The following is a 25,364-nucleotide window of genomic DNA, read 5'->3' as shown; positions in this document are numbered from 1 at the left end:
TTCACGCACGGGCCATCCCAACGGTTCAGTAGACATTGCGGCCCGTCCATCCCGAAATCGCGGTGCGCGCGATGATCAGCAGGTCCATTCTGAACGTCCAATGCTGGATGTAATAGATGTCGTGTTCGACGCGGTCGCTCATCTTGCGCAGCGTGTCGGTCTGGCCGCGGAAGCCGTTGACCTGCGCCCAGCCGGTGATGCCGGGCTTGACGCGGTGGCGCATCATGTAGCGCTGCACCAGGTCCTTGTACATTTCGTTGTGCTCCAGCGCGTGCGGGCGCGGGCCCACCACCGACATGTCGCCCATCAGCACGTTCAGGAACTGCGGCAGCTCGTCCAGGCTGGTGCGGCGCAGGAAGCCGCCGATGCGCGTGACACGGTTGTCGTTGCGCGTGGCCTGGGTGACCACGCCGTGCTCCTGGTGCACGGTCATGGTGCGGAACTTGTAGACGTGGAACACCTTGCCGTCCACGCCGAGGCGGGGTTGCGTGAAGAACACGGGGCCGCGCGACGTCAGCTTGATCAGCATGGCCACGGTCAGCATGACGGGCGCCAGGCCGATCAGCGCGCACAGCGCGAAGCTGCGATCGAAGGCTTCCTTGGCCCAGCCGCGCACGCCGGCGGCGGGCAGGCTGTTCAGTTGAATCGCGGGCAGTCCCAGGAACTCGCCGATGCGATGGCCCAGCAGCTGGATGGACATCACATCGGGAATCCAGCGGATATCCACCAGGTCGTTGCGCAGGTGATAGAGCACTTCGCGCAGCTCCTGGCCGGCTTCCATCGGCAGCACGATCCATATCTCGCGAACCTTGTTCTCACGAACGAAGTCGGTCAGGTTGTCCAGGTCGTGCAGACGGCGGACTTGCGGCGGCAGGATCTCATGCGGTTCGGCGTAGATCCCCGATATCTGATAGCCGGCCTCGCGGTACTTTTCCACGCGGCGCCACATGTCGTGGCCCAGCGCGCCAAAGCCCACGAGCAGCACCCGCTTCTTGTCCATGCCGCGATCGCGCGCCGCGCCCAGCACCGCATAGACGGCGATGCGCACGCCGGCCAGCGCCAGCGCCGTCATGCCGAACCAGGTTGCAGCCCATAAGCGGGATATCGCGCCGGTCTGGTGCATGAGAAAACTGACGAAGATGCCCAACGCAAACACGGTGGCCCACGCGGCAAGGCTGCGCACCACCAGATCGGTGAGCAGGCGTCCCCGCCACGACACATACAGGCGGAAGGCCGGGAAGAGCGCTATGACGCCCAGGCCGCACAGATAGATCAGGAACAAATGAATCTGCGGAGGATCCGTGAAAGCATCTTCCGAGAACTTCAAGCCGGTGGCAGTCAGGCCGCAGGTGATGACGATCGCGGCGTCGAGCAAGCGATATAGATAGCTTGCCCCACTGAACCTTGCCGACGTGTCCGTTTGGGACGGGTCCATCGCGCACTCCTGTTCGGGGAAACGCCTTGCGCAATGCAAAAACTGTGCAGTGCCGCAAAGCATGTGGCTACCGACAAAATCTTATTGAGTGCGCAACTCACCCGAAACCTCCAAACGGTGTAGGAGAAGGCTTAGGGCATCCGTCGAATGTGCGGGCTTAGGAAAAGCGTGTGGAATGTCGCAACCCGTTACGCATCGGGCTCCTTTCCAGGCAACGAAGTCATTCACAGTGGATTCGCCATGACTACATTTTTCGGAACGATGAGCCGAGCCATAGCCGCTATCGCGCTCGTGTCCTCGCTAGGCGCTTGCGCCCTATCACCCGGTATGACGTTCAACGCCAATCAGCTCGCGGATCCGCTGGACCCGAACTCCAAGGCGGTCATCAAACAGATCACGCCGTCCCTCGTTCTTGAAGAGCAGCGCGCACGTGAAGCGCTGATCGATAACGAAGGCATCGGTCACCTCATCGGCAAGCCCGCGCCCTACCTCATCGGACCGGGAGACATCCTCTCGATCGTCGTGTGGGATCACCCCGAGCTCGTGCTTCCGACGCAAACCTACGCCATCGGATCAGGGGCAACGGAATTAGCTATTGGGGATACCGCCTCGGGCATTCCGGGCTATACGGTCTCATCCGCTGGATATATCCAGTTTCCGTATACGGGACTGCTGAAAGTGGCGGGGTTGACTGAACTTCAGGCGCGCAATCTCATAGTCAATAGTTCGGGCAAGTACATACAGGACCCGCAGATCACCGTACGCGTTCTGGGATTCCGCAGCAAGCGCATCTTCGTCGATGGCGAGGTAACCACGCCGGGTACGGTTGCGATCAATGATGTGCCCATGACCCTGTTGGAAGCGCTCAACAGGGCCGGAGGCATCCTGCCAACCGGAGACCGCAGTGCGGTTTATGTGATCCGCGATGGCAAGCGTACTCGCGTGAACCTTCCCGCGCTGATCGAGCGCGGCCAGGACCTGAACCAGGTCATGCTCAAGGCAGGGGACATCGTGAGAGTCACGCCGCGCGAGGATAGCAAGGTGTTCGTGATGGGTGAGGTGTTCATCCCCGGGGCTTCCGTCATGCGTGATGGACGCTTGTCGCTGACCGAAGCATTGGGTCTTGCTGGCGGGCCCAACCAGATCACGGCCGACACCTCGCAGATTTTCGTCGTGCGCGCCACGGAGGAGGCAAAGCCTTTGGTGTATCACCTGAACGCCGCATCGCCGCAGGCACTGGCGGTGGGCGCCAAGTTCGAATTGCAACCCAAGGATGTCGTGTTCGTGGATTCGGCGGGCCTGGTGCGGTGGAACCGCTTCATCAGCAACCTCTTCCCGAGCGCGCAGACCGTACAGACCGTCAGGTCCATCGATTAGTCCGCCTCAAAACCCCGCCTTTGGGGGCGCCGCAACCGCGGCGGCGCCCTCTCCTGGAGAGCTGCATGTCGTTGCCCATCGAATCGTTCGAGCCGTCAGTACCGGCCCGTCAGCAGGAAACCCCGTTGTCGTCCCACGTGGACGCCATTTTTTCCAACCGCTGGATGATCATTGCGATCACCATGTTCGCGTTTCTCGGCGCGCTCGCCTATGTGATGGTGACGCCGTCGGTCTATTCGGCTGACATCATCGTGCAGGTGGAGGAGGAGCTCCCGAACGGACAGGCGCGCAGCCTGCTGGGCGATGTCTCATCCATGTTCGACACCAAGGCGGAAACGTCGGGCGAAATGGAAGTGCTGCGCTCGCGCATGGTCGTCGGTCCCGCCGTCGACAAGTTCCTGCTCTACATCCATGCGAAGCCGCGCTACTTCCCCGTGGTGGGCGAGTGGCTGGCGCAGCGCTACGAAAGCCTGCCGTATCCGTCCAGCCTGCCGCGCGGGGGCTATGCGTGGGGCGGCGAGTCCATTGCAATCTCGCAACTGGACGTGCCCAACGAGTGGCTGGGCAAGCCGTTCCGGCTGACCACGCTGGGCGAGGGCCGCTACACGCTCAGCGACAAGCTGACCGGCGCCACGTTCACCGGCACGGTGGGCAAGCCCGAGCGCTTCCTGTTGCCGGGTGGCGGCGCGATGGACGTGCACGTCGACGCGCTGTCGGGCCGTCCCGGCACCGAGTTCACGGTGTCGCGCAGCTCGCGCCTGGCGGCCATCGAGGATGTGCAATCGCGCTTGGGCATCTTTGAGCGCGGCCGCACGTCGGGCGTCATCGGCGTCACGCTGGAGGGCAACGATCCGGCGCTGACCACCGCGGTGCTGAACCAGATCGGCCAGGAATACGTGCAGCAGAACGTGAACCGCAAGTCCGCGCAGGCCGAGAAGTCGCTGGTGTTCCTGGAGCAGCAGCTGCCGCAACTGAAGGCCGAGCTTGATGCAGCGGAAACCAAGTACAACCAGCTGCGCAACAAGCGCGGCACGATCGACCTGAGCGAAGAAGCGAAGCTGATCCTCGGGCAGTCGGTCGACGCCCAGACCCGCGTGATGGAACTGCGCCAGAAGCGCCAGGAACTGATCACGCGCTTTGCGCCGACGCACCCGAGCATCGTGGGCATCGACCGTCAGATCGCATCGCTGACGGGCGACGTCAACCGCCTGGGCAACAACATCAAGCAACTGCCGGATCTGGAACAGGACGTGGTGCGCCTGGTGCGCGACGTGCGCGTCAACACCGAGCTCTACACGGCGCTCTTGAACAACACGCAGCAGCTCAAGCTGATCCGCGCCGGCAAGGTGGGCAACGTGCGCATCCTGGATGCCGCCGTGCAGCCTGACAAGCCCGTGCGTCCGAAGGGCGCGATCATCATCGGCGTGGCCACCGCAGCCGGTCTGATCTTCGCCATGCTGTGCGCGTTCGTGCGCAACGCCTTGTTCGGCGGCCTGTCGGAGCCGGAAGACGTCGAGCGCCATACCGGCCTGCCGGTGCTGGCCGCCATTCCGTACAGCGACGTGCAGGACAAGCTGTGGCGCCGCAGCCGGCGCAAGAACGCCACCGTGCCTGCGCTCCTGGCGCAGAGCCAGGGCAACTCGCCACCGATCGAGAGTTTGCGATCCTTCCGCAACGTGCTGCAGGCCTCGCTGCGCCAGTCCGCCAACAACATGGTCATGTTCACCGGTCCGGTCGCGGGTGTGGGTAAATCCTTCCTGTCTGCAAACTTTGCCTTCATCCAGGGCGGCGTCGGCAAGCGCGTGCTGCTGATCGATGCCGACTTCCGCAAGGGCCAGCTCAACCGCTATTTCGGCGTGCCGAAGGAAGATGGCCTGTTCGAAGTGCTGACCGGCACGATCCCGCTCAGCCGCGTCCGCAAGCACAGCGTGTCCGAAGGCGTGGACTTCATCGCCACGGGCGCCGTGACGTTCGATCCGTCGGAGCTGCTGGCCTCGCCGGTGTTCGGCGAGACCCTGCGTGAGCTGGCCACGCAGTACGACATGGTGATCCTGGACACGGCGCCCGTGCTGTCGTCGCCGGACGCCGCCGTGGTCGGTACGCATGCCGCGGCAGTCATGGTGGTGGTGCGGTCGGGCATGAATACGGTCGGCGAGATCCGCGAAACGGCCAAGCGCCTGATCCAGGCGGGCGCGCCGGTCGATGGCGTGGTCTTCAACGGTCTCAAGCTGCTGCCGGAACGTTTCGGGTTCCGGTCCAAGTACGGTGGTTATCGCTACTCCCGTGCGGCGTACTACGGTGATTTCAAACAGAACGGTCCCAAGTGAACGCCACACGGAGAAACTGGCATGCACGGAACTTTTGGCTGGGACACGCCGCAAATTCTGGATGCGGTTTTCAAGGCCTATGACATACGGGGAACGGTCCCGGACGAGCTGGATGCCAGGTTTGCCCACAGCCTCGGGATGGCGGTGGGCGCCAAGGCGCACGCACAGGGGGTGCGGTCGATCGTGGTGGGGCGCGACGGCAGGCTGAGCAGTGTCGAGCTGTCCGCGGCGCTGCAGGCCGGCCTGCGCTCGGCGGGCATGCACGTGATCGACATCGGCATGGCGACCACGCCCATGGTGTATTTCACGGCCCGGCTGATGGACACCGGGACCGGCATCGCGGTGACGGGCAGCCACAACCCGCCCACGCACAACGGCTTCAAGATCGTGATGGAAGGCGGCTCGCTGTACGGCGACGGCCTGACCGCGCTGCGCGACGCGATGCGCCAGCCGATCGATTCGGCGCCCACGCCCGGCGGCCGCACCCAGATGCAGATCACGCCCTGCTACGCGGCGCGCCTCGTGGGCGACATCCGCATGGCGCGGCCCATGAAGATCGCCATCGACTGCGGCAGCGGGGTTGCGGGCGCGGTGGCGCCGGCGCTGTTCCGGGCGCTGGGCTGCGAGGTGACGGAGCTGTTCTGCGAGGTGGATGGATCCTTTCCGGGGCATCACCCCGATCCGGCCGACCCCCACAATCTGCAGGACCTTATCTACTGCCTGCGCTATTCGGACTGCGAGGTCGGACTGGCGTTCGACGGCGACGGCGACCGGCTGGGCGTCGTCACAAAATCGGGACAGATCATCTGGCCGGACCGCCAGCTGATCCTGTTCGCCCGCGACGTGCTGGCGCGCAACCCGGGCGCCGAGATCATCTACGACGTCAAATGCAGCCGCCATGTGGCCCGCGCCATCACCGAGGCGGGCGGCAAGGCGACCATGTGGAAGACAGGGCATTCCCTTATCAAAGCCAAGATGCGCGAGTCGGGAGCGCTACTTGCTGGGGAGATGAGCGGCCACATTTTCTTCAAGGAGCGCTGGTACGGCTTTGACGACGGCATCTACGCCGCCGCCCGCCTGCTGGAGATCCTCTCGTCGGCGCCGGACCCCTCGGCATTGCTGGAAAGCTTGCCCCAGTCCTGCGCCACCCCCGAATTGAAACTGGAGACCACGGAAGGCGTCGAGCTGGTGCAGGCGCTGCGCGACCAAGGGGAATTCCCCGGCGCAGTGTCCATCAACGAGCTCGACGGGATCCGTGTGGACTACGCGGATGGCTTCGGCCTTGCGCGACCGTCCAACACCACACCGACGGTGGTACTCCGGTTCGAAGGAGACAACGTGGCCGCGCTGGCTCGTATCGAGGAGGATTTTCGCAAGGCGTTCAGGCGCATTGCACCTCACATTCGTTTACCGTTCTAAGGAGCATCACGCGATGGGAAAGGCTCAACAGGCGATTGAGGCGTTAAGGGCAGACTCCGGACTGGCAAACAGCCCGGAGTGGGTGGCTTTCGCGCAGGCTGCGCAAAACGCTGAACTGGACGCCAGTGCGCTCAAGGTGATCGAAGCGGCAGGATTGTGCGTGGACTTGACCATGCAACGCCAGTCGGCGTCGCTGGACGGCGCGGGACAGGCGCTGCTGCAGGCGCGCGGCTTGGAAGAGGCGCGCCGCGCGCTGTTTGCCGGGGAACCGGTCAACTGGACTGAAAACCGGGCGGCATGGCATACCGCGCTGCGCGCCGGGCGCACCCGCGAGCAGCCGGAAGGGCAGGACGCGGATTCCGTCTGCGAGTATTCGCGCATGACCGACTTCGTGCGGCGCGTGGACCAGACGGCGGACTTCTCCACCGTCCTGCATATTGGCATCGGCGGCAGCGACTGGGGTCCGCGCCTGGCCGTGCAGGCATTCGGCGGACCGCAGCAGCGCCGGCAGATCCGCTTCGTGTCCAACATTTGCGGCCATGCCTTCCATGACGCCGTGGCCGGGCTGGACCCGCGCCGCACGCTGGTCGTCATTTCTTCCAAATCCTTTACCACGTCGGAAACGCTGCACAACGCTCGCGCCGCCATCGCCTGGCTCAAGCAGGGCGGCGTGGCCGATGTGTCCGACCATCTGGCGGCCGTGACCGCCAATGCGCCGGCCGCGCGCGCGCTGGGCGTGCCGTCCAGCCAGGTCTTCAAGATGTGCGACTGGGTGGGCGGACGCTATTCCGTCTGGTCGGTGGCCGGCCTGTCGATCGCACTGACGGTGGGCTTGGACGTGCTGATCGGGATGCGGGCGGGCGCCGAGGCCATGGACCAGCATTTCCTGCAGACGCCGTTTGCGTCCAACGCGCCGGTGCAACTGGCACTGGCCGGCCTGGTCAATTGCAGCGTGCTGGGATTCAACTCGCTGAATGTGGCGGCCTATAGCGGGCGCCTGCTGCACCTGGTGACCTATCTGCAGCAGCTCGAAATGGAGTCGCTGGGCAAGCGGGTCGCCGGCGACGGCGCCGCGGTCGGCGTGCCGACGGCGCCCATCATCTGGGGCATGCCGGGCACGGACGGCCAGCACACCTTCTTCCAGTGGCTGCATCAAAGCGAGGAAGGCGCGCCGGTGGACTTCATCGCCAGCCTGCAAGGGCACGCGGACAGCCCCGATGCGCATCGCATGCTGCTGGCCAACTGCCTGGCGCAGCGCCAGGCGCTGATGCGCGGCAAGAGCCTGGAGCAGGCGCTGCTGGACGTCGCTCACATCGACAACCAGGAGCGTGCGCTGTCGCTGGCGCAGCACATGGTGCATCCGGGCGGACGGCCGTCGACGCTGATCGTGCTGCGTCAGCTCGATCCGCGAGGCCTGGGCGCACTGCTGGCCCTGTACGAGCACAAGGTGTTCGTGCAGAGCGTGGTGTGGGGCATCAACCCCTTCGACCAGTACGGCGTGGAACTGGGCAAGCGGCTGGCCAGCGGCATCGAGCGCGAGCTGGCGGTGCCGGTGTCGGCGGGCGTGGTCGACTGGGGGCATGACGCTTCCACGTCGTACTGGATCGACCGCTACCGCAGCCATGCGCAGGCCCCGCGTCCCCGCCATGCGTGGGTGCCCGGCATGACGGCCCACCTCTGACGGAGCATGGACATGCCGGACACGCAAGTGTTGGTGACGGGCGGCGCCGGCTACATCGGTACGCATACGCTGGTGGCGATGATCGCCGCCGGCCTGCGGCCGATCGTGCTGGACAACCTCAGCAACGGCAGCCGAGAGGCTGTTCGCCGGGTTGAACAGCTTTGCGGTGCGCCGATACCGCTGATCGAAGGCGACATCCGCTCGCGCGGCCTGGTCGCGGCCGTGCTGGCGGATGCGGCGGCGCGGGGCTCGCCCGTGCAGTCCGTGCTGCATCTGGCCGGCTGCAAGGCCGTGGGTGAGTCGGTGGCTGACCCGCTCAAGTACTACGACAACAACGTGCAGGGGTCGCTTGTCCTGTTGCGCGCCATGCGCGAGACGGGCGTGTCGCGGCTGGTCTTCAGTTCGTCGGCAACGGTGTATGGCGAACCGCAGTATCTGCCGTTTACCGAGGCCCATCCGCTGGCGCCGGCCAATCCGTACGGCCGCACCAAGCTGATGGTCGAGGAGATGCTGCGCGACGTGTGCGTGGCGGATCCCGCATTCAGCGCCGTCACGCTGCGCTACTTCAATCCGATCGGTGCGCATCCCAGCGGACTGATCGGAGAGAGTCCGCGCGACCTGCCCAACAACCTTTTTCCGTTCATCACGCAGGTGGCGGTGGGGCGCCAACCATTTCTGCGCGTCTTCGGCGACGACTACGACACGCCGGACGGCACCGGCGTGCGCGACTATCTGCACGTCATGGATCTGGCGCGCGGCCACGTGCAGGCGCTGACCTATGCGGACAGCCATCCCGGCTTCGTGGCGGTCAACCTGGGCACGGGGCAGGGCACCAGCGTCATGGAACTGGTGCGGGCGTTCGAACGCGTCAACGGCTGCACGATCCCGCTGCGCATCCTGCCGCGGCGCGCGGGCGACGTCGAGCGCATGTGGGCCAACCCCGATCTGGCGGCGACGCTGCTGGGCTGGCGCAGCACGCACGATGTGGAAGCCATGTGCGCGGACGGCTGGCGCTGGCAGCAGGGCAACCCGCAAGGGTATGAGGCGGAGCCGGGGTTGGTCCCGGCCGCGGCATAACCCCAACGCCGTGTCGGAGGACTTCCGGCGCATACGCCGGAGCGGTTACAGTTGACGGAATTATTGCGAAGCAGCATTCCCCGGGGCATTGCGCGGGGGGCTTCGCATCGTCAGCGAGGCAAACCCATGTTCGTTATCCATCCTTCTGCCGCACGCGCCGGCTCCCTGTCCGGAGTCCGGCAATGAGCGGCCCCAGCTATTTCCCCACGGCGCACTGGAACCTGGACGGCATCGTGTCCGGACTGCGCGATGCGCGCGTTGCGTGGCGCGGTCCGCGCGGCCGCCTGCGCGACGACGCCGGCCTGCGTGAATTCCCTTCGCAGGAAAGCCTGCGCCAGATCATCAAGGACCTCTGTGGCGCCTTGTTCCCCATGCGCCTGGGGCCCATCGACTTGCGCGAAGAGGTCGAAGACTTCTACGTCGGCCACACCATCGGCGCCGCGCTCGATGCGCTCTTGCATCAGGTCTGTCTGGAGCTGCAATACGAAGGCCGGCATGATCCGGCCCAGCAGGCGGATACGCAGCAGCGCGCCACCGAGATCGTGCGCCGTTTCGGCGCCGAGCTGCCGGCCGTGCGCGCCGCGCTCGATCTGGACGTGATGGCGGCCTACCAGGGCGACCCGGCGGCGCACAACGTGGACGAGGTCCTGCTGTGCTATCCGGGTGTCGCGGCCATGATCCATCACCGCCTCGCCAACGTGCTGTACCGGCTGGGCGTGCCGATGCTGGCGCGCATCGTGGCCGAGATCGCCCATGCCGACACCGGCATCGACATCCACCCGGGCGCGACCATCGGCCGCAGCTTTTTCATTGACCACGGCACGGGCGTCGTGATCGGCGAAACCGCCATCATCGGCGACCGCGTTCGGCTCTACCAGATGGTCACGCTGGGCGCCAAGCGCTTCCCGCCCGGCGAAAACGGCGAACTCAAGAAAGGCCTGGCCCGCCATCCCCTGATCGAGGACGACGTCGTGATCTACGCCGGCGCCACGATCCTGGGCCGCGTCACCATCGGCAAGGGCTCGACCATCGGCGGCAACGTCTGGCTCACGCGCAGCGTGCCGCCCGGCAGCAACGTGACGCAGGCCAGCCTGGTCAGCGACATGCCCGATTGCGGGCTGGGCGGATGAACGCGGCGGGCCGCGCGGCCTGATTGCCGCGCGGTGGCGGGACGCAAGGAGCGAGGATTGGATACTGCACTTCCGGAGCTGGCCGCGTTGCGCGGCTTCATCGACCGCCATCCGCGGCTCTTCGTCCTGACCGGGGCCGGGGTCAGCACCGATTCCGGCATTCCGGACTACCGCGACACCGAAGGCGAATGGAAACGCCAGCCGCCCATGACGCTGCAAACGTTCATGGGCGCTGAGCTTTCGCGGTCGCGATATTGGGCGCGCAGCATGGTGGGCTGGCGCCGCTTTGGACACGTCAGGCCGAACGCGTCGCATCTAGCGCTGGCGCGACTGCAGGATCGCGGTCACGTCGCCATTCTGGTGACGCAGAACGTGGACGGCCTGCACGAAGCCGCGGGCAGCCGCGATGTCGTGGACCTGCACGGACGCCTGGATGCCGTGCGCTGCATGAACTGCGACTGGCGCGGCGGCCGCCACGATTGGCAGGAAAAATTGCACGCGCTGAACCCGGACTGGGTGCAGCTTGAAGCCAGCGACGCGCCCGACGGCGACGCCGATCTGGACGGCTACGATTTTTCGCGGTTCACGGTGCCGCCGTGTCCGCGCTGCGGCGGCATCGTCAAGCCCGATGTGGTGTTCTTCGGCGAGACCGTGCCGCGCGAGCGCGTCGAGCGGGCCAATGCCGCCCTTGAGAGCGCCGACGCGGTGCTGGTGGTGGGCTCGTCCCTGATGGTGTATTCCGGCTATCGCTTCGTGACGGCAGCCTCGCGAGCCGGGCTACCCATTGCCGCCATCAACCTGGGACGCACCCGCGCGGACAGCCTGTTGACCCTGAAAGTGGAACGACCCATCGCGCTGGCGCTGGAAGCGCTTTAGAAAGAAGCGGGGGCGGCCGGTTTTTGACCGGTCTAAGCAAGTGCTTGCCCGGCAACGATTTTTTCGGCCGGTTACAGACCTTTCCATAGGGTTGTCCACAGGAACTGGGGATAACTCCTAGGGATAACCCCAGTTTTTTGGGGTGGTCCCGGCCGGTGTTGTCAAGTCTCGATGCCTTCCAATGCGTCCCCCAGCAGCGCCTTGCGCGCCGCGTGCCAGCTTCCCGCGTCGGGTGCGTAGAGCAGGCCGCCCGTGCGATGCGTGGGCTTGTAGGGGGAGCCGTCAAAATGCGCCGCATAGCCACCGGCTTCCCGATGGAGCAGCCAGCCGGCAGCGTGATCCCACGCCGTCAACTGGTTGTACAGCGCGACGTGGCAATGGCCGGCGGCGATCATGCGGTATTCATGCGCTGCGCAGCGCAGCGAGGCCGTGCTGCCCAGGCGCGACAGGTTGCCGTTGACGGTCGTGCGCAGCGGCTCGGGCAGGGCGCCGGTGGAGATCAGGCCGTCCATGTCCTCGGGGGGCGCGGGGCTGGCGACGGCCAGCGGCAGCCGCTTGCCGTTTTCGAATTCGAGCCAGGCGCCTTCGCCGCGCACGGCCAGCGCGCTGTCGCGGCTGACCGGATCGTAGATCACGCCCGCAATCACGTCGCCGCGATGGCAGGCCGCGATCATCATTCCGAACAGCGGCAGGCCCGCCACGTAGTTGCGCGTGCCGTCGATGGGATCGATCAGAAAGGCGAGGTCGGCGTCGACCAGCATGTTCAAAAGGGCGGGATTGCGCGCCGAGGCTTCCTCGCCGATCAGTACGGCGCCCGGATGCAGCTTGGACAGGCGCGCGGCGATGAGGCGTTCGGCGGCTTCGTCGGCGTCGGTGACCAGATCGCGCGGCGAGGTCTTGCCGCGCACGGCGCCTTCGGGCAGGTTGCGAAACCGCGGCATGACCTCGGTCTGCGCGGTTTCCGCCAGGATGGCCGCCAGCTTGCGGGTGTCCTCAAGGGTGAAAGTTCTGCTCATACGGACTCGTCCAGGGAACGCGCAAATCTAACATGCCTGGATGGTATCCGAGTGAACGTGGCGCATACATCGGCCACGCGGACGACAGGCGCGCGCGGCAGGACGCCGCGCGCGCCGGACTTCACGCGCCGAGGTCGACGCAGAGGTACTTGATCTCCAGGTACTCTTCGATGCCGTACTTAGAGCCTTCGCGGCCCAGGCCGGATTGCTTGACGCCGCCGAAGGGGCCGACTTCGTTGGAGATGAGGCCGGTGTTGATGCCGACGATGCCGTATTCCAGCGCTTCGGACACGCGCCAGATGCGGGCGTAGTCGCGCGTGAAAAAGTAGGCGGCCAGGCCGAAGATGGTGTCGTTGGCCATGCCGATGACTTCGTCTTCCGAATCGAAGCGGAACAGCGGTGCGACGGGACCGAAGGTTTCCTCGCTGGCAAAGCGCATCGATTGCGTCACGTCGCGCACGACGGTCGGTTCGAAGAACGTGCCGCCCTTGGCGTGGGGCTTGCCGCCGGCGATGACCTTGGCGCCGTTGGCCGTGGCGTCGGCGATGTGCTCCTGCACCTTTTCAATGGCGTTCTTGTCGATCAGCGGACCTTGCGTCACGCCGTCTTCAAAGCCGTCGCCGACCTTCATGGCGTTGACCTTGTCGACCAGGCGCTTGGCCACTTCCTCGTACACGCCGGCCTGCACGTAGATGCGGTTGGCGCACACGCAGGTCTGGCCGGCGTTGCGGTACTTCGATGCCAGGATGCCGTCGACCGCGCGGTCCAGGTCGGCGTCGTCGAACACGATGAAGGGCGCGTTGCCGCCCAGTTCGAGCGACAGCTTCTTGATGGTGGGCGCGCATTGCTCCATCAGCGTGCGGCCGACTTCGGTGGAACCGGTGAAGCTCAGCTTGCGCACCACGTCGCTTTCGCACAGGGCCGCGCCGATGTCGCGCGAGCTGCCCGTGATGACGTGGAACACGCCTGCCGGCACGCCGGCTTCTTCGGCCAGCACGGCCAGCGCCAGCGCGGTCAGCGGCGTCTGTTGCGCGGGCTTGACGACCATGGTGCAGCCGGCGGCCAGCGCGGGGCCGACCTTGCGGGTGATCATGGCGGCCGGGAAGTTCCACGGCGTGATCGCAGCGGTGACGCCGATGGGCTGCTTGAGCGCCATCAGGCGCTGGCCGGCCTTGGGGCTTTGCAGGATGTCGCCGTCGATGCGCTTGGCTTCTTCGGCAAACCATTCCAGGAACGACGCGGCGTAGGCGATTTCGCCCGCGGCTTCGGTGACCGGCTTGCCCTGTTCGGACGTCATGATGGCGGCCAGGTCTTTCTGGTGCTGCATCATCAGCTGCGCCCACTTCAGCAGGATCGCGGCGCGTTCCTTGCCCGTCTTGGCGGCCCACGCGGGCAGCGCGGCCTGTGCGCTGGCGATGGCCTGCTCGGTTTCCTTGCGGCCCAGCTTGGGCACCGACACGATGGTCTTGCCGGTGGACGGATTGTCGACGGGGATCGATGCGCCTTCGCCGGCGCCGACCCACTTGCCGTCGATGTAGCAGGCGTCGCGCAGCAGGTCGGGACGGGCGAGGGGATGGGACAGTGCTGTCATGTTGGAAGTCTCCTTGATGGGTGCGGCGGGCCAAGCGATTGCGGGCGTGGCGGGCGTGCGGCCTGTTCATCAAGCCGCCTGCCTGCTACGCCCGCAATCGTTGTTCCTGCCAGCCGAATAACCGGTTATTCAGGGCCTTTGTCTCAAGCGGCAAGCGCCTCGGACAGGATGTCCAGCGCGCGTGCGAACTGGGCGTCGGGAATGGTCAAGGGATACAGGAAGCGCAGGACGTTTCCGTATACACCGCAGCTTAGCAAAATCAGGCCGGCGTCGAGCGCGCGCTGCTGCACGCGCTTGACCGCTTCAGCGTCGGGCTTGCCGGCCGCGTCGTTCAGTTCCAGCGCGACCATCGAGCCCAGGCCGCGCACGTCGGCGATGCCCGGCACCTTGGCGCGCAGGCCTTCCAGATGCGCGCGCAGCTTTTCGCCCAGTTGGGCGGCGCGTTCGCACAGCTTTTCTTCGGCGATGACGTCCAGCACGGCGTGCGCTGCGGCGACGGCCAGCGGATTGCCGGCGTACGTGCCGCCCAGGCCGCCCGCGGCGGGGCCGTCCATGACGTCGGCGCGTCCGACGATGCCCGAGATCGGGAAGCCGCCGCCCAGGCTCTTGGCCATGGTGATGATGTCAGCCTGCACGCTGTGGTGTTCCATCGCGAACAGCTTGCCGGTGCGGCCAAAGCCCGTCTGGACTTCGTCGGCGATCAGCAGGATGCCGTGTTCGTCGCAGACCTTGCGCAGCGCGGTCATGAGTTCAGGCGGCGTGATGTTGAAGCCGCCTTCACCTTGCACCGGCTCGATGATGATGGCTGCGACGCGCTTCGGATCGATGTCGACCTTGAACAGCAGGTCCAGCGCCTTGAGCGAATCGGCCACGCTGATGGACTGCGTGGCGTTGGGGAACGGCACGTGATAGATGTCGCCCGGCATGGGGCCGAACGACAGCTTGTAGGGGGCGACCTTGCCGGTCAGCGCCATGCCCAGCATCGTGCGGCCATGGAAAGAACCCGAGAAGGCGATGACACCCGAGCGGCCGGTGGACGAGCGCGCGATCTTCACGGCGTTCTCGACGGCTTCGACGCCGGTCGTGAAGAAGGCGGTCTTCTTCAGGCCGTCGATGGGGGCGAGACGGTTGATGCGCTCGGCCAGCGAGATGTAGCCTTCGTACGGCACGATCTGATAGGCCGTGTGCGTGAAGTTGTCGAGTTGCGCGGCGACCGCGGCCTTGACCTTCGGGTGCAGGTGGCCCGTGTTCAGGACGGCGATGCCGCCTGCGAAATCGATGTATTCCTTGCCTTCGGCATCCCACAGCGTGGCATTTTCCGCGCGCACGGCGTAGAAGTCGCACATGACGCCGACGCCGCGCGGCGTGGCCAGGGAACGGCGGGTATTCAGATCCTGATTCTTCATCTCGGTCTCGATGAGAGTGATGGGCGGTAAAACACTTATTTAATGCTACGATGGCCCCACTTGTGGGAACCACTTTGATAAATCAGGTAGAACCAATTGCGGTCCATCGTCGGTGACTTGCTGCTGCTGCGCCTGGCCGACGGCGCCAGCGAGCCCATGAACAAGCGGCTCTATCGCGGCATCCGTGAAGCCATCCTGGATGGATCCATTGCCGCGGACTCGCGCCTGCCCGCCACCCGGGACCTGGCGGCCGAACTGGGCATTGCCCGCAACACCGTCGTTCACGTCTACAGCCAGCTGCTGGCCGAGGGCTACACGCGCAGCCGGCAGGGCAACGGCACCTTCGTCAATGCCTCGGTGCCGGACTCTTACCTGGCCAGCGGCCGCCGCGCGCGGCAGGCGCAGCAGGCGCCGTCGCGTCCGGCGCTGTCTCCGCGCGGCGCGGCCATCGTGGATGGCGTGTCGGCATCGCCTTACCAATGGGGCGCGTTCATGCCGGGTGTGCCGGACCTGACCGAATTCCCGCACAAGAAGTTCGGCCGCATCTTCAGCGCGCTGTGGCGCAATCCCGCGCCGGATCTGCTGACGTATTCGTATGGCGGCGGCCTGCCCGCGCTGCGCGAGGCGCTGGCGCAGCATCTGGCGCTGACGCGGTCCATCGACTGCGATCCCGAGCAGATCATCATTACCGAGGGTTCGCATCAGGCCATCGACCTGACCACGCGCATCCTGGGTGAGGCCGGTGAAACGGCGTGGGTCGAAGACCCGGGCTATTGGGGCGCGCGCACCATCCTGCAAGCCAACGGCCTGCGCACCGTGCATCTGCCGGTGGATGAAGAAGGCATGCGTGTGCCTGACGCCGTGGACACGCCGCCGCGATTCATCTTTGTCACGCCGTCGCATCAGTATCCGCTGGGACCCGTGATGTCGCTGGCACGCCGGCGGCAGTTGCTGGCGGTGGCGCGGCAGTGCGGCAGCTGGATCATCGAAGACGACTATGACAGCGAGTTCCGCTTTTCCGGCCGGCCGATCGCGTCGCTGCTCGGTTTGGAGTCCGACGCGCCGGTGATCTACATGGGGACCTTCAGCAAGACGCTGTATCCGGGCCTGCGCGTGGGCTATCTGGTGCTGCCCAAGACGCTGACGGCGGCTTTTCAGGCGGCGCATGCGGAGCTGTACCGCGAAGGGCATCTGATGACGCACGCGGCGCTGGCCACGTTCATTTCCGAAGGCCATTACGCGGCGCACATCCGCCGCATGCGCATGCTGTACGGCCGCCGACGCGCCATGCTGGTCAACCTGATCGAGCGCCGGCTGGGTCCGGACTGGCTGCATCGCGATGCCAGCATGGCGGGCTTGCATCTGGTGCTGACGCTGCCCGCGGACATGGACGACCTGCGCGTCGTTGAGGTGGCGCGCAGCAAGGGCGTGCTCACGCGCGCGCTGTCGCGGTATTACGTGAACGAGGAAGGGCGTCGGCCGGGGCTGCTGCTGGGATATGCCTGTGTGCCGGAGCACGACATCGCGCGCAAATTTGAAGTGCTGCTGGAGAGCTTGGCGGAGGTGGCGCGGCCGGCGGTAAGGACGAGTGCGAAGGCGGGTGTCTGACCCCCGTCACAGGCCCGGCAGTTGCAACGCCGACGCGAAGGCCGCCGCGTTGCGCATGCCCTGGTCTTCGAAGTTGGTGTTGAACACTGCATGCGCCTGCGCCGATTGCGAGGCCAGCCGCGTGAAACGTGCGACCAGTTCGGCCAGTTCCGCTTCCGAATATTCGTACTGAAACCGCCCCGACGACGCCGGCCCCGACGCGTTCCACTTGGCCGCATTGCGACCGTGCAGGCGCAACAGCGTCAGCTCCGGATGGGTGCTTTCCCAAACCGCGGGCACGGTGTTCTCGAACCCTTGCGGCGCGTCGACAACCGTGTGCACGACACCCAGATCCCGTTCGAAGGCCAGCGTGTCCGCCGTGGCCGACGGGGTTTCGAACCAGCTGTGGTGGCGGAATTCCACCGACACCAGATGTTCCTCCATCCGCCGCGCGCAGTCCGCCACGCGTGCCATGCCGCGTGCGTCGCGCCGTACCCAAGGCGGAAACTGGAAATGCACCGCGCCCAGCTTGTCCGCCATCCGCAGGGGCTCGATGGCCAGCTGGTAGCGCCGCCAGAGCTCGTCGCGCAGCTCGCCCGGCATGCGGTCGTGGTAGATGATGGGCTCCGGCCAGTCCGCCAGTTCGCGCCGGATGTCGCCGGGCAGGGCGGTGAGCGGCGTCTGGTGGCCGGTAAATAGCCGGAACGCCTTGATGTTGAAGACGAAATCGTCCGGCGTCCGGGTGGACCACAGGTAGGCGTTGTCCGGCGTGGGCATCGCGTAGAAGCTGGAGTCGACCTCGGCCAGCGAAAAGCGCGACGCATAGAACCGCAGCCGCGATTCGGCGCTGCGTGCATCGGACGGGAAGAAGCGACCGCAGGCCAGCAGGGTGGGGTCGGTCCAGGAGGCGGTGCCGGTCAGGATACGGGGAAAATCGGGCATGGCGCCGGGCGGTTCAGACGGAAGTCAAAAAATTCTGTATAAATATACAGTGTTCACCCGGAGCCAGCCTTGGCTCCTTCCTTTTTTGCGGCCGCAGCGCTGCGGCTCCGCGACATGCCAGACCAAGATCAGACTCCCCGCACGCCCGACACCCTCCAGACCGCCGCCCGTCCGGCCGAGCGGCCCGATCCGCTGGCCGACCTGAATCCCGCGCAGCGCGAGGCCGCCGAATTCGGTGTGGCCGGCGCGCCCGGCAACGACGGCCCGCTGCTGGTGATTGCGGGCGCGGGGTCCGGCAAGACCAATACGCTCGCGCACCGCGTGGCGCATCTGATTCTGAACGGGGCGGACCCGCAGCGCATGCTGTTGCTCACGTTTTCGCGCCGCGCGGCGCTGGAAATGGAGCGGCGCGTGGGGTCGGTGCTGCAGCGGGTGATGAACCTGCGTTCATCGCAGCAGGCGCCGTCGCTGCCGTGGGCGGGCACCTTCCATGCGATCGGCGCGCGCCTGTTGCGCGATTGCGCGCTGCGCATCGGCCTGTCCGAAGCCTTCACCATCCATGACCGCGGCGACGCCGAGGACCTGATGGGCATGGTGCGGCACGAGCTGGGCCTGTCCTCCACCAAATCCCGCTTTCCGCTCAAGGGCACGTGCCTGGCGATCTACTCGCGCGTGGTGAACAGCCAGACGCCGGTGGGCGATGTGCTCAAGACGTCGTTTCCGTGGTGCGCGCAATGGGAAGACGAGCTCAAGAACCTGTTCCGCGCGTATGTCGCGGCCAAGCAGGACCAGCAGGTGCTGGACTACGACGATCTGCTGCTGTACTGGTCCGAAATGATGTCGGACGCGGAGATTGCAGCGGATGTCGGCGCGCGCTTCGATCATGTGCTGGTGGACGAATACCAGGACACCAACCGGCTGCAGTCGGCCATCCTGCTGGCCATGAAGCCCGACGGCCGCGGCCTTACGGTGGTGGGCGACGACGCGCAATCCATCTACTCGTTCCGCGCCGCCACCGTGCGCAACATCCTGGACTTTCCCAACCTGTTTCCCGCGCCCGCGCGGGTCATCACGCTGGACCGCAACTACCGGTCCTCGCAACCCATCCTGACCGCCTCCAACGCCGTGATCGCGCAGGCGACCGAACGTTATGCCAAGGACCTGTGGACCGACCGCAAGTCGTCGCAATTGCCCGAGCTGGTCACGGTCAGCGACGAAGCCGGGCAGGCGCGTTGGGTGGCCGACCAGGTGCTGGCGCAGCGTGAGGGCGGTGCAACGCTCAAGTCGCAGGCGGCGCTGTTTCGCACCGCCAGCCACAGCGCCGCGCTTGAACTGGAGCTGACTCGCCGCAACATCCCCTTCGTCAAGTTCGGCGGGTTGCGCTTTCTGGAAGCGGCGCACGTCAAGGACCTGCTGTCGATCCTGCGCTGGGCCGAGAACCCGCGCGGCCGCATGGCGGGATTCCGCGTCGCGCAGCTGATGCCGGGCATCGGCCCCGCCACGGCGGGCAAGCTGATGGACGCGATGTCCGCGTCCACCGAGCCGCTGCGCACGCTGCGCGAGTTCAAGCCGGGCGCGGCGGCGCAGGAAGAGTGGGGCGCCTTCGCCGACACGTACGCCGCGCTGTGCGACCCCACGCTGAAGTGGCCGGCCGACGTGGACCTGGCGCTGCGCTGGTATAGCGGCCAGCTCGAGCGCCTGTACGACGATGCGCGCGTGCGCAAGACAGATCTCGACCAGCTTGTTCGCATTGCGTCGGGCTATCCGACACGCGAGCGCTTCCTGACAGAACTGACGCTGGATCCGCCCGACGCCACCAGCGACGAATCCGGCGCGCCGCTGCGCGACGAGGATTACATGATCCTGTCCACGATCCATTCCGCGAAAGGCCAGGAGTGGAAGGCGGTCTACGTGCTGAACGTGGTGGACGGCTGCATCCCGTCCGACATGAGCACGGGCACGGCCGAAGAGATCGAGGAAGAGCGCCGGCTGCTGTATGTGGCCATGACGCGGGCCAAGGAACGGCTGCAGCTTGTCGTGCCACAGCGCTTCTACGTGCATCAGCAGACGGGGATGGGCGATCGCCACGTGTACGGCTCGCGCACGCGGTTCATCACCAACGCCATGCTGCCGCTCTTTGACCACCTGCCCAAGCTGCCCGATCTGCCGCCCGGACGGGCCGAGCCGCGCGAGCCGCAGGCGCCGCGCATCGACGTGGCCAAGCGGGTGCGCAACCTGTTCTAAGGCGTCGGCCCGCCCGGAGGCTGGGCTATCATCGGCCGATAATCACACGCTGCACCGCAGGGATCGATTTGTCCGAGGATGTCTATGTCTACTGAAGAGCAAGCCGCCGACGCGCCCAAGGGCGAGGTCGTGGCATCGATCGCCTACGTGAACGGACGGCGGGACCGCGAGGTCCCTATCGAAGAGGCCGGCCAGTACGTTGCCCAGCGTCAGGGCCAGAGCATGCTGTGGATCGGGTTGCGCAACCCCAGTCCGGAGACGCTTGCCAAGGTGTCGCGCGAGCTTGGCGCGTGCGACAAGAACCAGGAAGAGATGCTGGAAGCCCACCGGCGTCCCAAGATCATCGACTACGGCAACATGATTCTCATCGTCGCCGTGACGGTCGAAGTCGAAGCCGAGCGGCCCATCTTCGGCGAGACGCAGTTCCTCATCGGCGACGGCTTCCTGGTCACCGTGCGGCGCGGCGCCACCGCCGGGCACAGTCCGCTGCGCGAGCGCCTGGAAGCCTCGCCGGACCTGCTCAAACGCGGCAGCGACTACGTGGCCTCCGAGCTGCTGGACTGGCTGGTGGATCGCTACGTGGCGGCGGCCGTCAAGATCGAAAGCGTCGTCGAAGGCGCCGAACAGAAGCTGCTGATCCGAGGCGCCAAGGACTCGGACATCCGCAGGCTGTACCGGCAGCGCCGGGATCTCTTGCGCATCCATACCGTGGTGTCGCCGCTGGCCGAGATCTGCCGCCGGCTGGCGCGCGTCGAAATGTCTGCGGTGGACGAGCATGCGCGGCCTTACTTTGGCGAAGTGGCGGATCGCGTGCTGCGCGTGGATGAGCTTTTCAATTCGCTGCGCGAGTCGCTGGCGTTCGCCTTTGAAGCCAGCCTGATGATCGGGCAGGCGGCGCAGAACGACACCACCCGCAAACTTGCGTCCTGGGCCGCCATCCTGGCCGTGCCCACCGCGATCGCCGGCATTTATGGCATGAACTTCGAGTTCATGCCGGAACTGAAATCCCCATGGGGCTATCCGGTCACGCTGGGCGTCATCGCGTCCGTGTGTTCGGTGCTGTATTGGCGGTTCCGGAAGTCGGGCTGGTTGTAATCCCGGGGTGTCAGACGACATCAACCAGGCGTCTACAGCGAGCTCCCTTGTGGCAAACTCGCTGTCGTTTTCCCTCTGGAGTTCCGCCGGTGCGTGGCAAATCCCCCTTTCGCGGCGGCAGCAAGCTGACCGCCCTTGTCGTCGCCCTGGTTCTGGCGGCGGCGGGTGCCATCGTGAACTGGCTTTCGCCGCAGGTTTCCGCGCCGCAGCGCCCGGGGCCGACGGCAACCGGCAAGCCCTCGGGGACAGCGCCGGCGGGCGGTAAACCGTCCGCCACGGCGCCTGCGGGCGGTGTGCCGCAAGGAAGCTACACGTTGACGGGCACGATCGTGAATGTGGCGGACGGCGATACCGTGACGCTACGGGCGCCTGACGGGCAGCGGCGCATCCGGATGGACAGCATCGACGCGCCGGAAGAGGGCCATGGCACGGATCAGCCCGGCCAGCCAGACGCCGAAGCGGCGCGCAAGCATCTGGCTGGACTGGTGGCCGGCAAGACGCTCACCGCGCAGTGCTACGAGCAGGATCAATATGGCCGCGATGTCTGCGCGCTGATCCTGGACGATGGCCGCTCCGCCAATCGCGTGCAGGTCGAGGCTGGCTACGCCTGGGCCTACACGGCCCGCAAGGGCGATTACCTGCGCGACAAGGCCATGCCGGATCTGCAGCGCCAGGCCAAGGCGGCGGGGCGCGGGCTGTGGGCGAGGCCGGACCCCATGCAGCCCTGGAAATGGCGCTATGACTGCTGGCGCCAGCGCCAGTGCAACTGACCTCCGCCAACGGGGTGCTTCGCCGTCATCCGGGCTTCTCACCTTCATCCAGCCGCCCAGCCGGCGCCCCGGCGCGCGCCGGCCCGATCCGCCCGTAGCGCCTCTAAGGGCATGCCGGGGTATTTCCCCGGCCCCCCTTTTGCTATCCTCTGTCGCTACGAAACGAAGGGAAGGTTTCCATGGGTGTACTGAAGCGGCTCTGGGCGTCGGCCATGCTGCTGTCGCTGGCGTTGGCGGGCTGCTCGCAAGAAAGCCCCATCAACAGCCCCTATCCATCCGGCGCCGAAAGCCAGAACACGCTGTATTCCGCGTTCGTCAAACGCTCCCCGAAGTACCTGGACCCGGCCAGTTCCTATTCCGGCGACGAAACGCCATATACCTACAACATCTATGAGCCGCTGTACGGGTATCACTACCTGAAGCGGCCCTACGAGCTGATCCCGCGCGCGGCCGCGTCGATCGATCCGCCGGTGTACCTGGACAAGGACGGCAACACGCTGCCTGCGGACGCGCCGGGCGACCAGATCGCGCAAAGCATCTACGACATCAAGATCCGGCCGGGCATCCGCTTCGCGCCGCATCCGGCCTTCGCCCGCAAGCCGGACGGCAGCTACGCCTACTTTCCGCTGGCGCCCGGCGAACTCGACGACAAGTTCTACATTCCCGATTTCCCGCTGACGGGCACCCGCGAGCTCACCGCCGACGACTACGTCTATGCGTTCCGGCGCCTGGCCAGTCCGCGCGTGGTGTCGCCCATCTATTCGCTGATGGCCGAACACGTGCAGGGCCTCAAAGACTACGGCGACCGGCTGCGCAAGCGCGACCAGGAGCTGCGGCGCGACGTGCCCGGCGGCGCGGGCGCGTCGCCCTGGCTGGACCTGCGCGAGGACGACGGCTTCAAGGGCGTCGAGGCGCTGGATGCCCACACGCTGCGGATCCGCGTCGACGGCAAGTATCCGCAGTTCAAGTATTGGCTGGCCATGACCTTCACCGCGCCCATCCCCTGGGAAGCGGACCGGTTCTACAACCAGCCCGGCATGGCCGCCCACGACCTGTCGCTGAACACCTGGCCGGTGGGCACCGGCCCGTACATGCTGGTCGAATCGCTGCAAAACCGCCGCCACGTGCTGGGCCGCAATCCCAATTACCACGGCGAGCCCTATCCCTGCGAAGGCGAACCCGGCGACAGGGCCGCGGGTCTTCTGGCCGACTGCGGCAAGCCCACGCCCTTCATCGACCGCGCCGAGTTCAGCGTCGAAAAGGAAGCCATTCCGCTGACCGGCAAGTTCATGCAGGGCTATTACGACGTGCCGCAGATCGAGCGCGGCGAATACGGCGTGGCCATGCTGGTGGCGGCCGGCGACAGCCAGGACAAGGCGCGCAAGTATCAAGAGCACGGCATCAAGCTGCCGACCACGGTCGAGACCGCCAACTGGTACATGGGTTTCAACTGGCTGGATCCGGTGGTGGGCAAGGGCGACACGCCCGAGCAGCAGGAACGCAACCGCAAGCTGCGCCAGGCCATCAGTATCGCCTTCGACTGGGAAGAGTACGTGGCGGTGTTCGAGAACAGCCAGGCGTCTGTGGCCTATGGCCCGGTGCCGCCTGGCGTGCTGGGCTACCGCGATCCGCCCGAAGGCATCAATCCCGTCGTGTATGACCTGGTGGACGGCAAGCCCGTGCGCAAGTCCATCGACGTGGCCAAGCGGCTGCTGGCCGAGGCCGGCTACCCGGACGGCCGCAACGCGCAGACGGGCGCACCGCTGGTGCTGTACTTCGATTCCATGTCCGGCGGCGGCTCCAACCCGCAGTCCGACTGGATGCGGCGCCAGCTGGCCAAGATTGGCGTGCAGCTCGACGTGCGCGCCACCGACTACAACCGCTTCCAGGACAAGATGCTGCGCGGCGCCGCGCAGATCTTCCTGTGGGGCTGGAATGCCGACTACCCCGACGCCGAGAACTTCCTCTTCCTGCTGTATGGCCCCAATGCCAAAGCCAAGGGCGGCGGTGAAAACGCGGCCAACTATGCCAGCCCCGAGTTCGACAAGCTGTTCGAGCAGATGAAATTCCTGGATGACGGCCCCGAGAAGGCCGCGCTGATCGCCGATATGATCGCCGTCGTCCAGCGCGATGCGCCATGGATGTTCGGCTACTTCCCGATGTCGGGCGGGGCCTATCAGCAGTGGGTCGGCAACGCCAAGCCCACGCAGATGGTGCGCAACACGCTGCAGTACATGAAGATCGACCCGGCACTGCGGCAGCAGAAGATCGACGAATGGAATTCGCCCATCTGGTGGCCCGTCGGCGTCTTCATCCTGCTGCTGGCGCTGGCGATCTGGCCTTCGTATGTGGCGCTCAAGCGGCGTGAACGCCAGACGGCGTTTGTGCCGCCCGAACGCAAGGAGCATCAATCATGATCGGCTATGTCATCCGCCGGCTGTTGTACGGCGTGCTGATTCTGATCGGCGTCAATCTCTTTACCTTCATCCTGTTCTTCGCGGTGAACACGCCCGACGACATGGCGCGGCTGGCCATCGGCGGCCAGCGCGTCAGCCAGGACGCGGTGGAGAAATGGAAGGCCGAACGCGGCTACGATAAGCCGCTGTTTTTCAATGCCGAGGCCCAGGGCACGGCGCAACTCACGGACACGGTGTTCTACCGGCGTTCGGTGCCGCTGCTGGTGATGGATTTTGGCGCGTCGGATGGCGGCCGCGACATCGGCCGCGAGATCAAGACGCGCATGGGGCCCAGCCTGGCGCTGGCGGTGCCCACGTTCTTTCTGGGGTTGTTCGCCAGCATCGTGTTCTCGCTGACGCTGGTGTATTTCCGCGCCACGCGGCTGGACTTCTGGGGCGTCGTGCTGTGCGTGATGCTGCTGTCGATATCAAGCCTGTTCTACATCATCGCGGGGCAGTGGCTGTTCGCGAAGCTGCTGCGGCTGGTGCCGTTCTCGGGCTATTCGGGCGGACTGGACGTGATCAAGTTCCTGGCGCTGCCGGTGCTGGTGGCGATCGTGTCGCGGCTGGGGCCCGAAGCGCGCTTCTACCGCACCCTGTTTCTTGAAGAGATCGGCAAGGATTACGTGCGTACCGCGCGCTCAAAGGGCCTGGCCGAACGCGTCGTGCTGTTCCGCCACGTGCTGCGCAACGCCATGCTGCCCATCCTGACCAGCACGGTCGCCGCGCTGCCGCTGCTCTTCATGGGCAGCCTGATCGCCGAATCGTTCTTCGGCATTCCGGGGCTGGGCAGCTACACCATCGACGCCATCAATGCCCAGGACTTCTCCATCGTGCGCGCGATGGTGTTCCTGGGCGCCGCGCTTTACATCGTGGGGCTGATCCTGGCCGACATTTCCTACACGCTGGCCGATCCCCGCGTGCGTTTCGAGTAG

The 25,364-nt window shown here is 66.0% G+C and carries 18 protein-coding genes; 13 read left to right on the top strand and 5 right to left on the bottom strand.

Translation table 11 applies throughout. The features are described 5' to 3' along the window. Positions 1-25 precede the first annotated feature (25 nt). Positions 26-1,435, bottom strand: coding sequence for an undecaprenyl-phosphate glucose phosphotransferase (locus tag AB3147_RS18950; RefSeq protein ID WP_175126160.1), 1,410 nt, complete (start codon positions 1,433-1,435; stop codon positions 26-28). A gap of 240 nt (positions 1,436-1,675) precedes the next feature. Between AB3147_RS18950 and AB3147_RS18945 the strand changes: the two genes are divergently transcribed. From AB3147_RS18945 to AB3147_RS18915, 7 genes are all read left to right on the top strand, one after another. After that, a complete protein-coding gene (locus AB3147_RS18945; protein WP_175126159.1) occupies positions 1,676-2,812 on the top strand; it encodes a polysaccharide biosynthesis/export family protein in 1,137 nt (378 codons plus the stop codon). 65 nt (positions 2,813-2,877) lie between these two features. Further along, positions 2,878-5,139: a GNVR domain-containing protein gene (locus tag AB3147_RS18940; RefSeq protein ID WP_175126158.1), complete on the top strand. Its 2,262-nt coding sequence runs from the start codon at positions 2,878-2,880 to the stop codon at positions 5,137-5,139. Between the two features lie 21 nt (positions 5,140-5,160). Further along, on the top strand, positions 5,161-6,558 hold the full coding sequence (locus AB3147_RS18935; RefSeq protein WP_175126157.1) for a phosphomannomutase/phosphoglucomutase: 1,398 nt from the start codon (positions 5,161-5,163) through the stop codon (positions 6,556-6,558). Between the two features lie 13 nt (positions 6,559-6,571). Then, positions 6,572-8,239 carry a glucose-6-phosphate isomerase gene (pgi, locus tag AB3147_RS18930; RefSeq protein ID WP_218344597.1) on the top strand — a complete coding sequence of 556 codons (1,668 nt, stop codon included), beginning with the start codon at positions 6,572-6,574 and terminating at the stop codon, positions 8,237-8,239. 12 nt (positions 8,240-8,251) lie between these two features. Continuing rightward, positions 8,252-9,316: a UDP-glucose 4-epimerase GalE gene (gene galE / locus AB3147_RS18925; protein WP_367352703.1), complete on the top strand. Its 1,065-nt coding sequence runs from the start codon at positions 8,252-8,254 to the stop codon at positions 9,314-9,316. A gap of 182 nt (positions 9,317-9,498) precedes the next feature. Then, on the top strand, positions 9,499-10,446 hold the full coding sequence (epsC, locus tag AB3147_RS18920) for a serine O-acetyltransferase EpsC (RefSeq protein WP_175138044.1): 948 nt from the start codon (positions 9,499-9,501) through the stop codon (positions 10,444-10,446). Between the two features lie 57 nt (positions 10,447-10,503). Continuing rightward, positions 10,504-11,322: an NAD-dependent protein deacetylase gene (locus AB3147_RS18915; RefSeq protein ID WP_367352702.1), complete on the top strand. Its 819-nt coding sequence runs from the start codon at positions 10,504-10,506 to the stop codon at positions 11,320-11,322. A 161-nt stretch (positions 11,323-11,483) separates the two neighbouring features. On the opposite strand, the gene AB3147_RS18910 is transcribed toward AB3147_RS18915, so the two are convergent. The 3 genes from AB3147_RS18910 to AB3147_RS18900 all read right to left on the bottom strand — a co-directional run bounded on the left by AB3147_RS18910 (position 11,484) and on the right by AB3147_RS18900 (position 15,335). Further along, positions 11,484-12,338 carry an inositol monophosphatase family protein gene (locus AB3147_RS18910; RefSeq protein WP_367352701.1) on the bottom strand — a complete coding sequence of 285 codons (855 nt, stop codon included), beginning with the start codon at positions 12,336-12,338 and terminating at the stop codon, positions 11,484-11,486. A gap of 121 nt (positions 12,339-12,459) precedes the next feature. Beyond that, positions 12,460-13,929, bottom strand: a complete 1,470-nt coding sequence (locus AB3147_RS18905) for an NAD-dependent succinate-semialdehyde dehydrogenase (RefSeq protein WP_175138046.1) — start codon at positions 13,927-13,929, stop codon at positions 12,460-12,462. A 143-nt stretch (positions 13,930-14,072) separates the two neighbouring features. Then, a complete protein-coding gene (locus tag AB3147_RS18900; RefSeq protein ID WP_312996443.1) occupies positions 14,073-15,335 on the bottom strand; it encodes a 4-aminobutyrate--2-oxoglutarate transaminase in 1,263 nt (420 codons plus the stop codon). Between the two features lie 96 nt (positions 15,336-15,431). On the opposite strand from AB3147_RS18900, the gene AB3147_RS18895 reads away from it, so the two are divergent. After that, positions 15,432-16,943, top strand: a complete 1,512-nt coding sequence (locus AB3147_RS18895) for a MocR-like pyridoxine biosynthesis transcription factor PdxR (protein ID WP_367352700.1) — start codon at positions 15,432-15,434, stop codon at positions 16,941-16,943. A gap of 6 nt (positions 16,944-16,949) precedes the next feature. On the opposite strand, the gene AB3147_RS18890 is transcribed toward AB3147_RS18895, so the two are convergent. Then, complete coding sequence (locus AB3147_RS18890) at positions 16,950-17,864, bottom strand: DUF72 domain-containing protein (RefSeq protein WP_175138047.1); 915 nt, start codon at positions 17,862-17,864, stop codon at positions 16,950-16,952. A gap of 114 nt (positions 17,865-17,978) precedes the next feature. On the opposite strand from AB3147_RS18890, the gene AB3147_RS18885 reads away from it, so the two are divergent. The 5 genes from AB3147_RS18885 (at position 17,979) to AB3147_RS18865 (ending at position 25,364) form a co-directional block, all read left to right on the top strand. Further along, positions 17,979-20,108, top strand: a complete 2,130-nt coding sequence (locus tag AB3147_RS18885) for an ATP-dependent helicase (RefSeq protein WP_367352699.1) — start codon at positions 17,979-17,981, stop codon at positions 20,106-20,108. Positions 20,109-20,192: 84 nt separating this feature from the next. After that, positions 20,193-21,203, top strand: a complete 1,011-nt coding sequence (locus tag AB3147_RS18880) for a magnesium and cobalt transport protein CorA (protein WP_175126147.1) — start codon at positions 20,193-20,195, stop codon at positions 21,201-21,203. Between the two features lie 89 nt (positions 21,204-21,292). After that, positions 21,293-21,973: a thermonuclease family protein gene (locus AB3147_RS18875; protein ID WP_218344600.1), complete on the top strand. Its 681-nt coding sequence runs from the start codon at positions 21,293-21,295 to the stop codon at positions 21,971-21,973. Between the two features lie 179 nt (positions 21,974-22,152). Continuing rightward, entirely contained in the window at positions 22,153-24,390 is a 2,238-nt protein-coding gene (locus AB3147_RS18870) for an ABC transporter substrate-binding protein (protein WP_367352698.1), read from the top strand. Further along, positions 24,387-25,364, top strand: a complete 978-nt coding sequence (locus AB3147_RS18865; protein ID WP_056563262.1) for an ABC transporter permease — start codon at positions 24,387-24,389, stop codon at positions 25,362-25,364. The genes AB3147_RS18870 and AB3147_RS18865 overlap by 4 nt, the downstream gene beginning before the upstream one ends.

It is taken from the genome of Achromobacter animicus (assembly GCF_040775605.1).
Lineage (GTDB): Bacteria > Pseudomonadota > Gammaproteobacteria > Burkholderiales > Burkholderiaceae_B > Achromobacter > Achromobacter animicus.
This window is presented reverse-complemented; position numbering and strand designations above follow the sequence as displayed.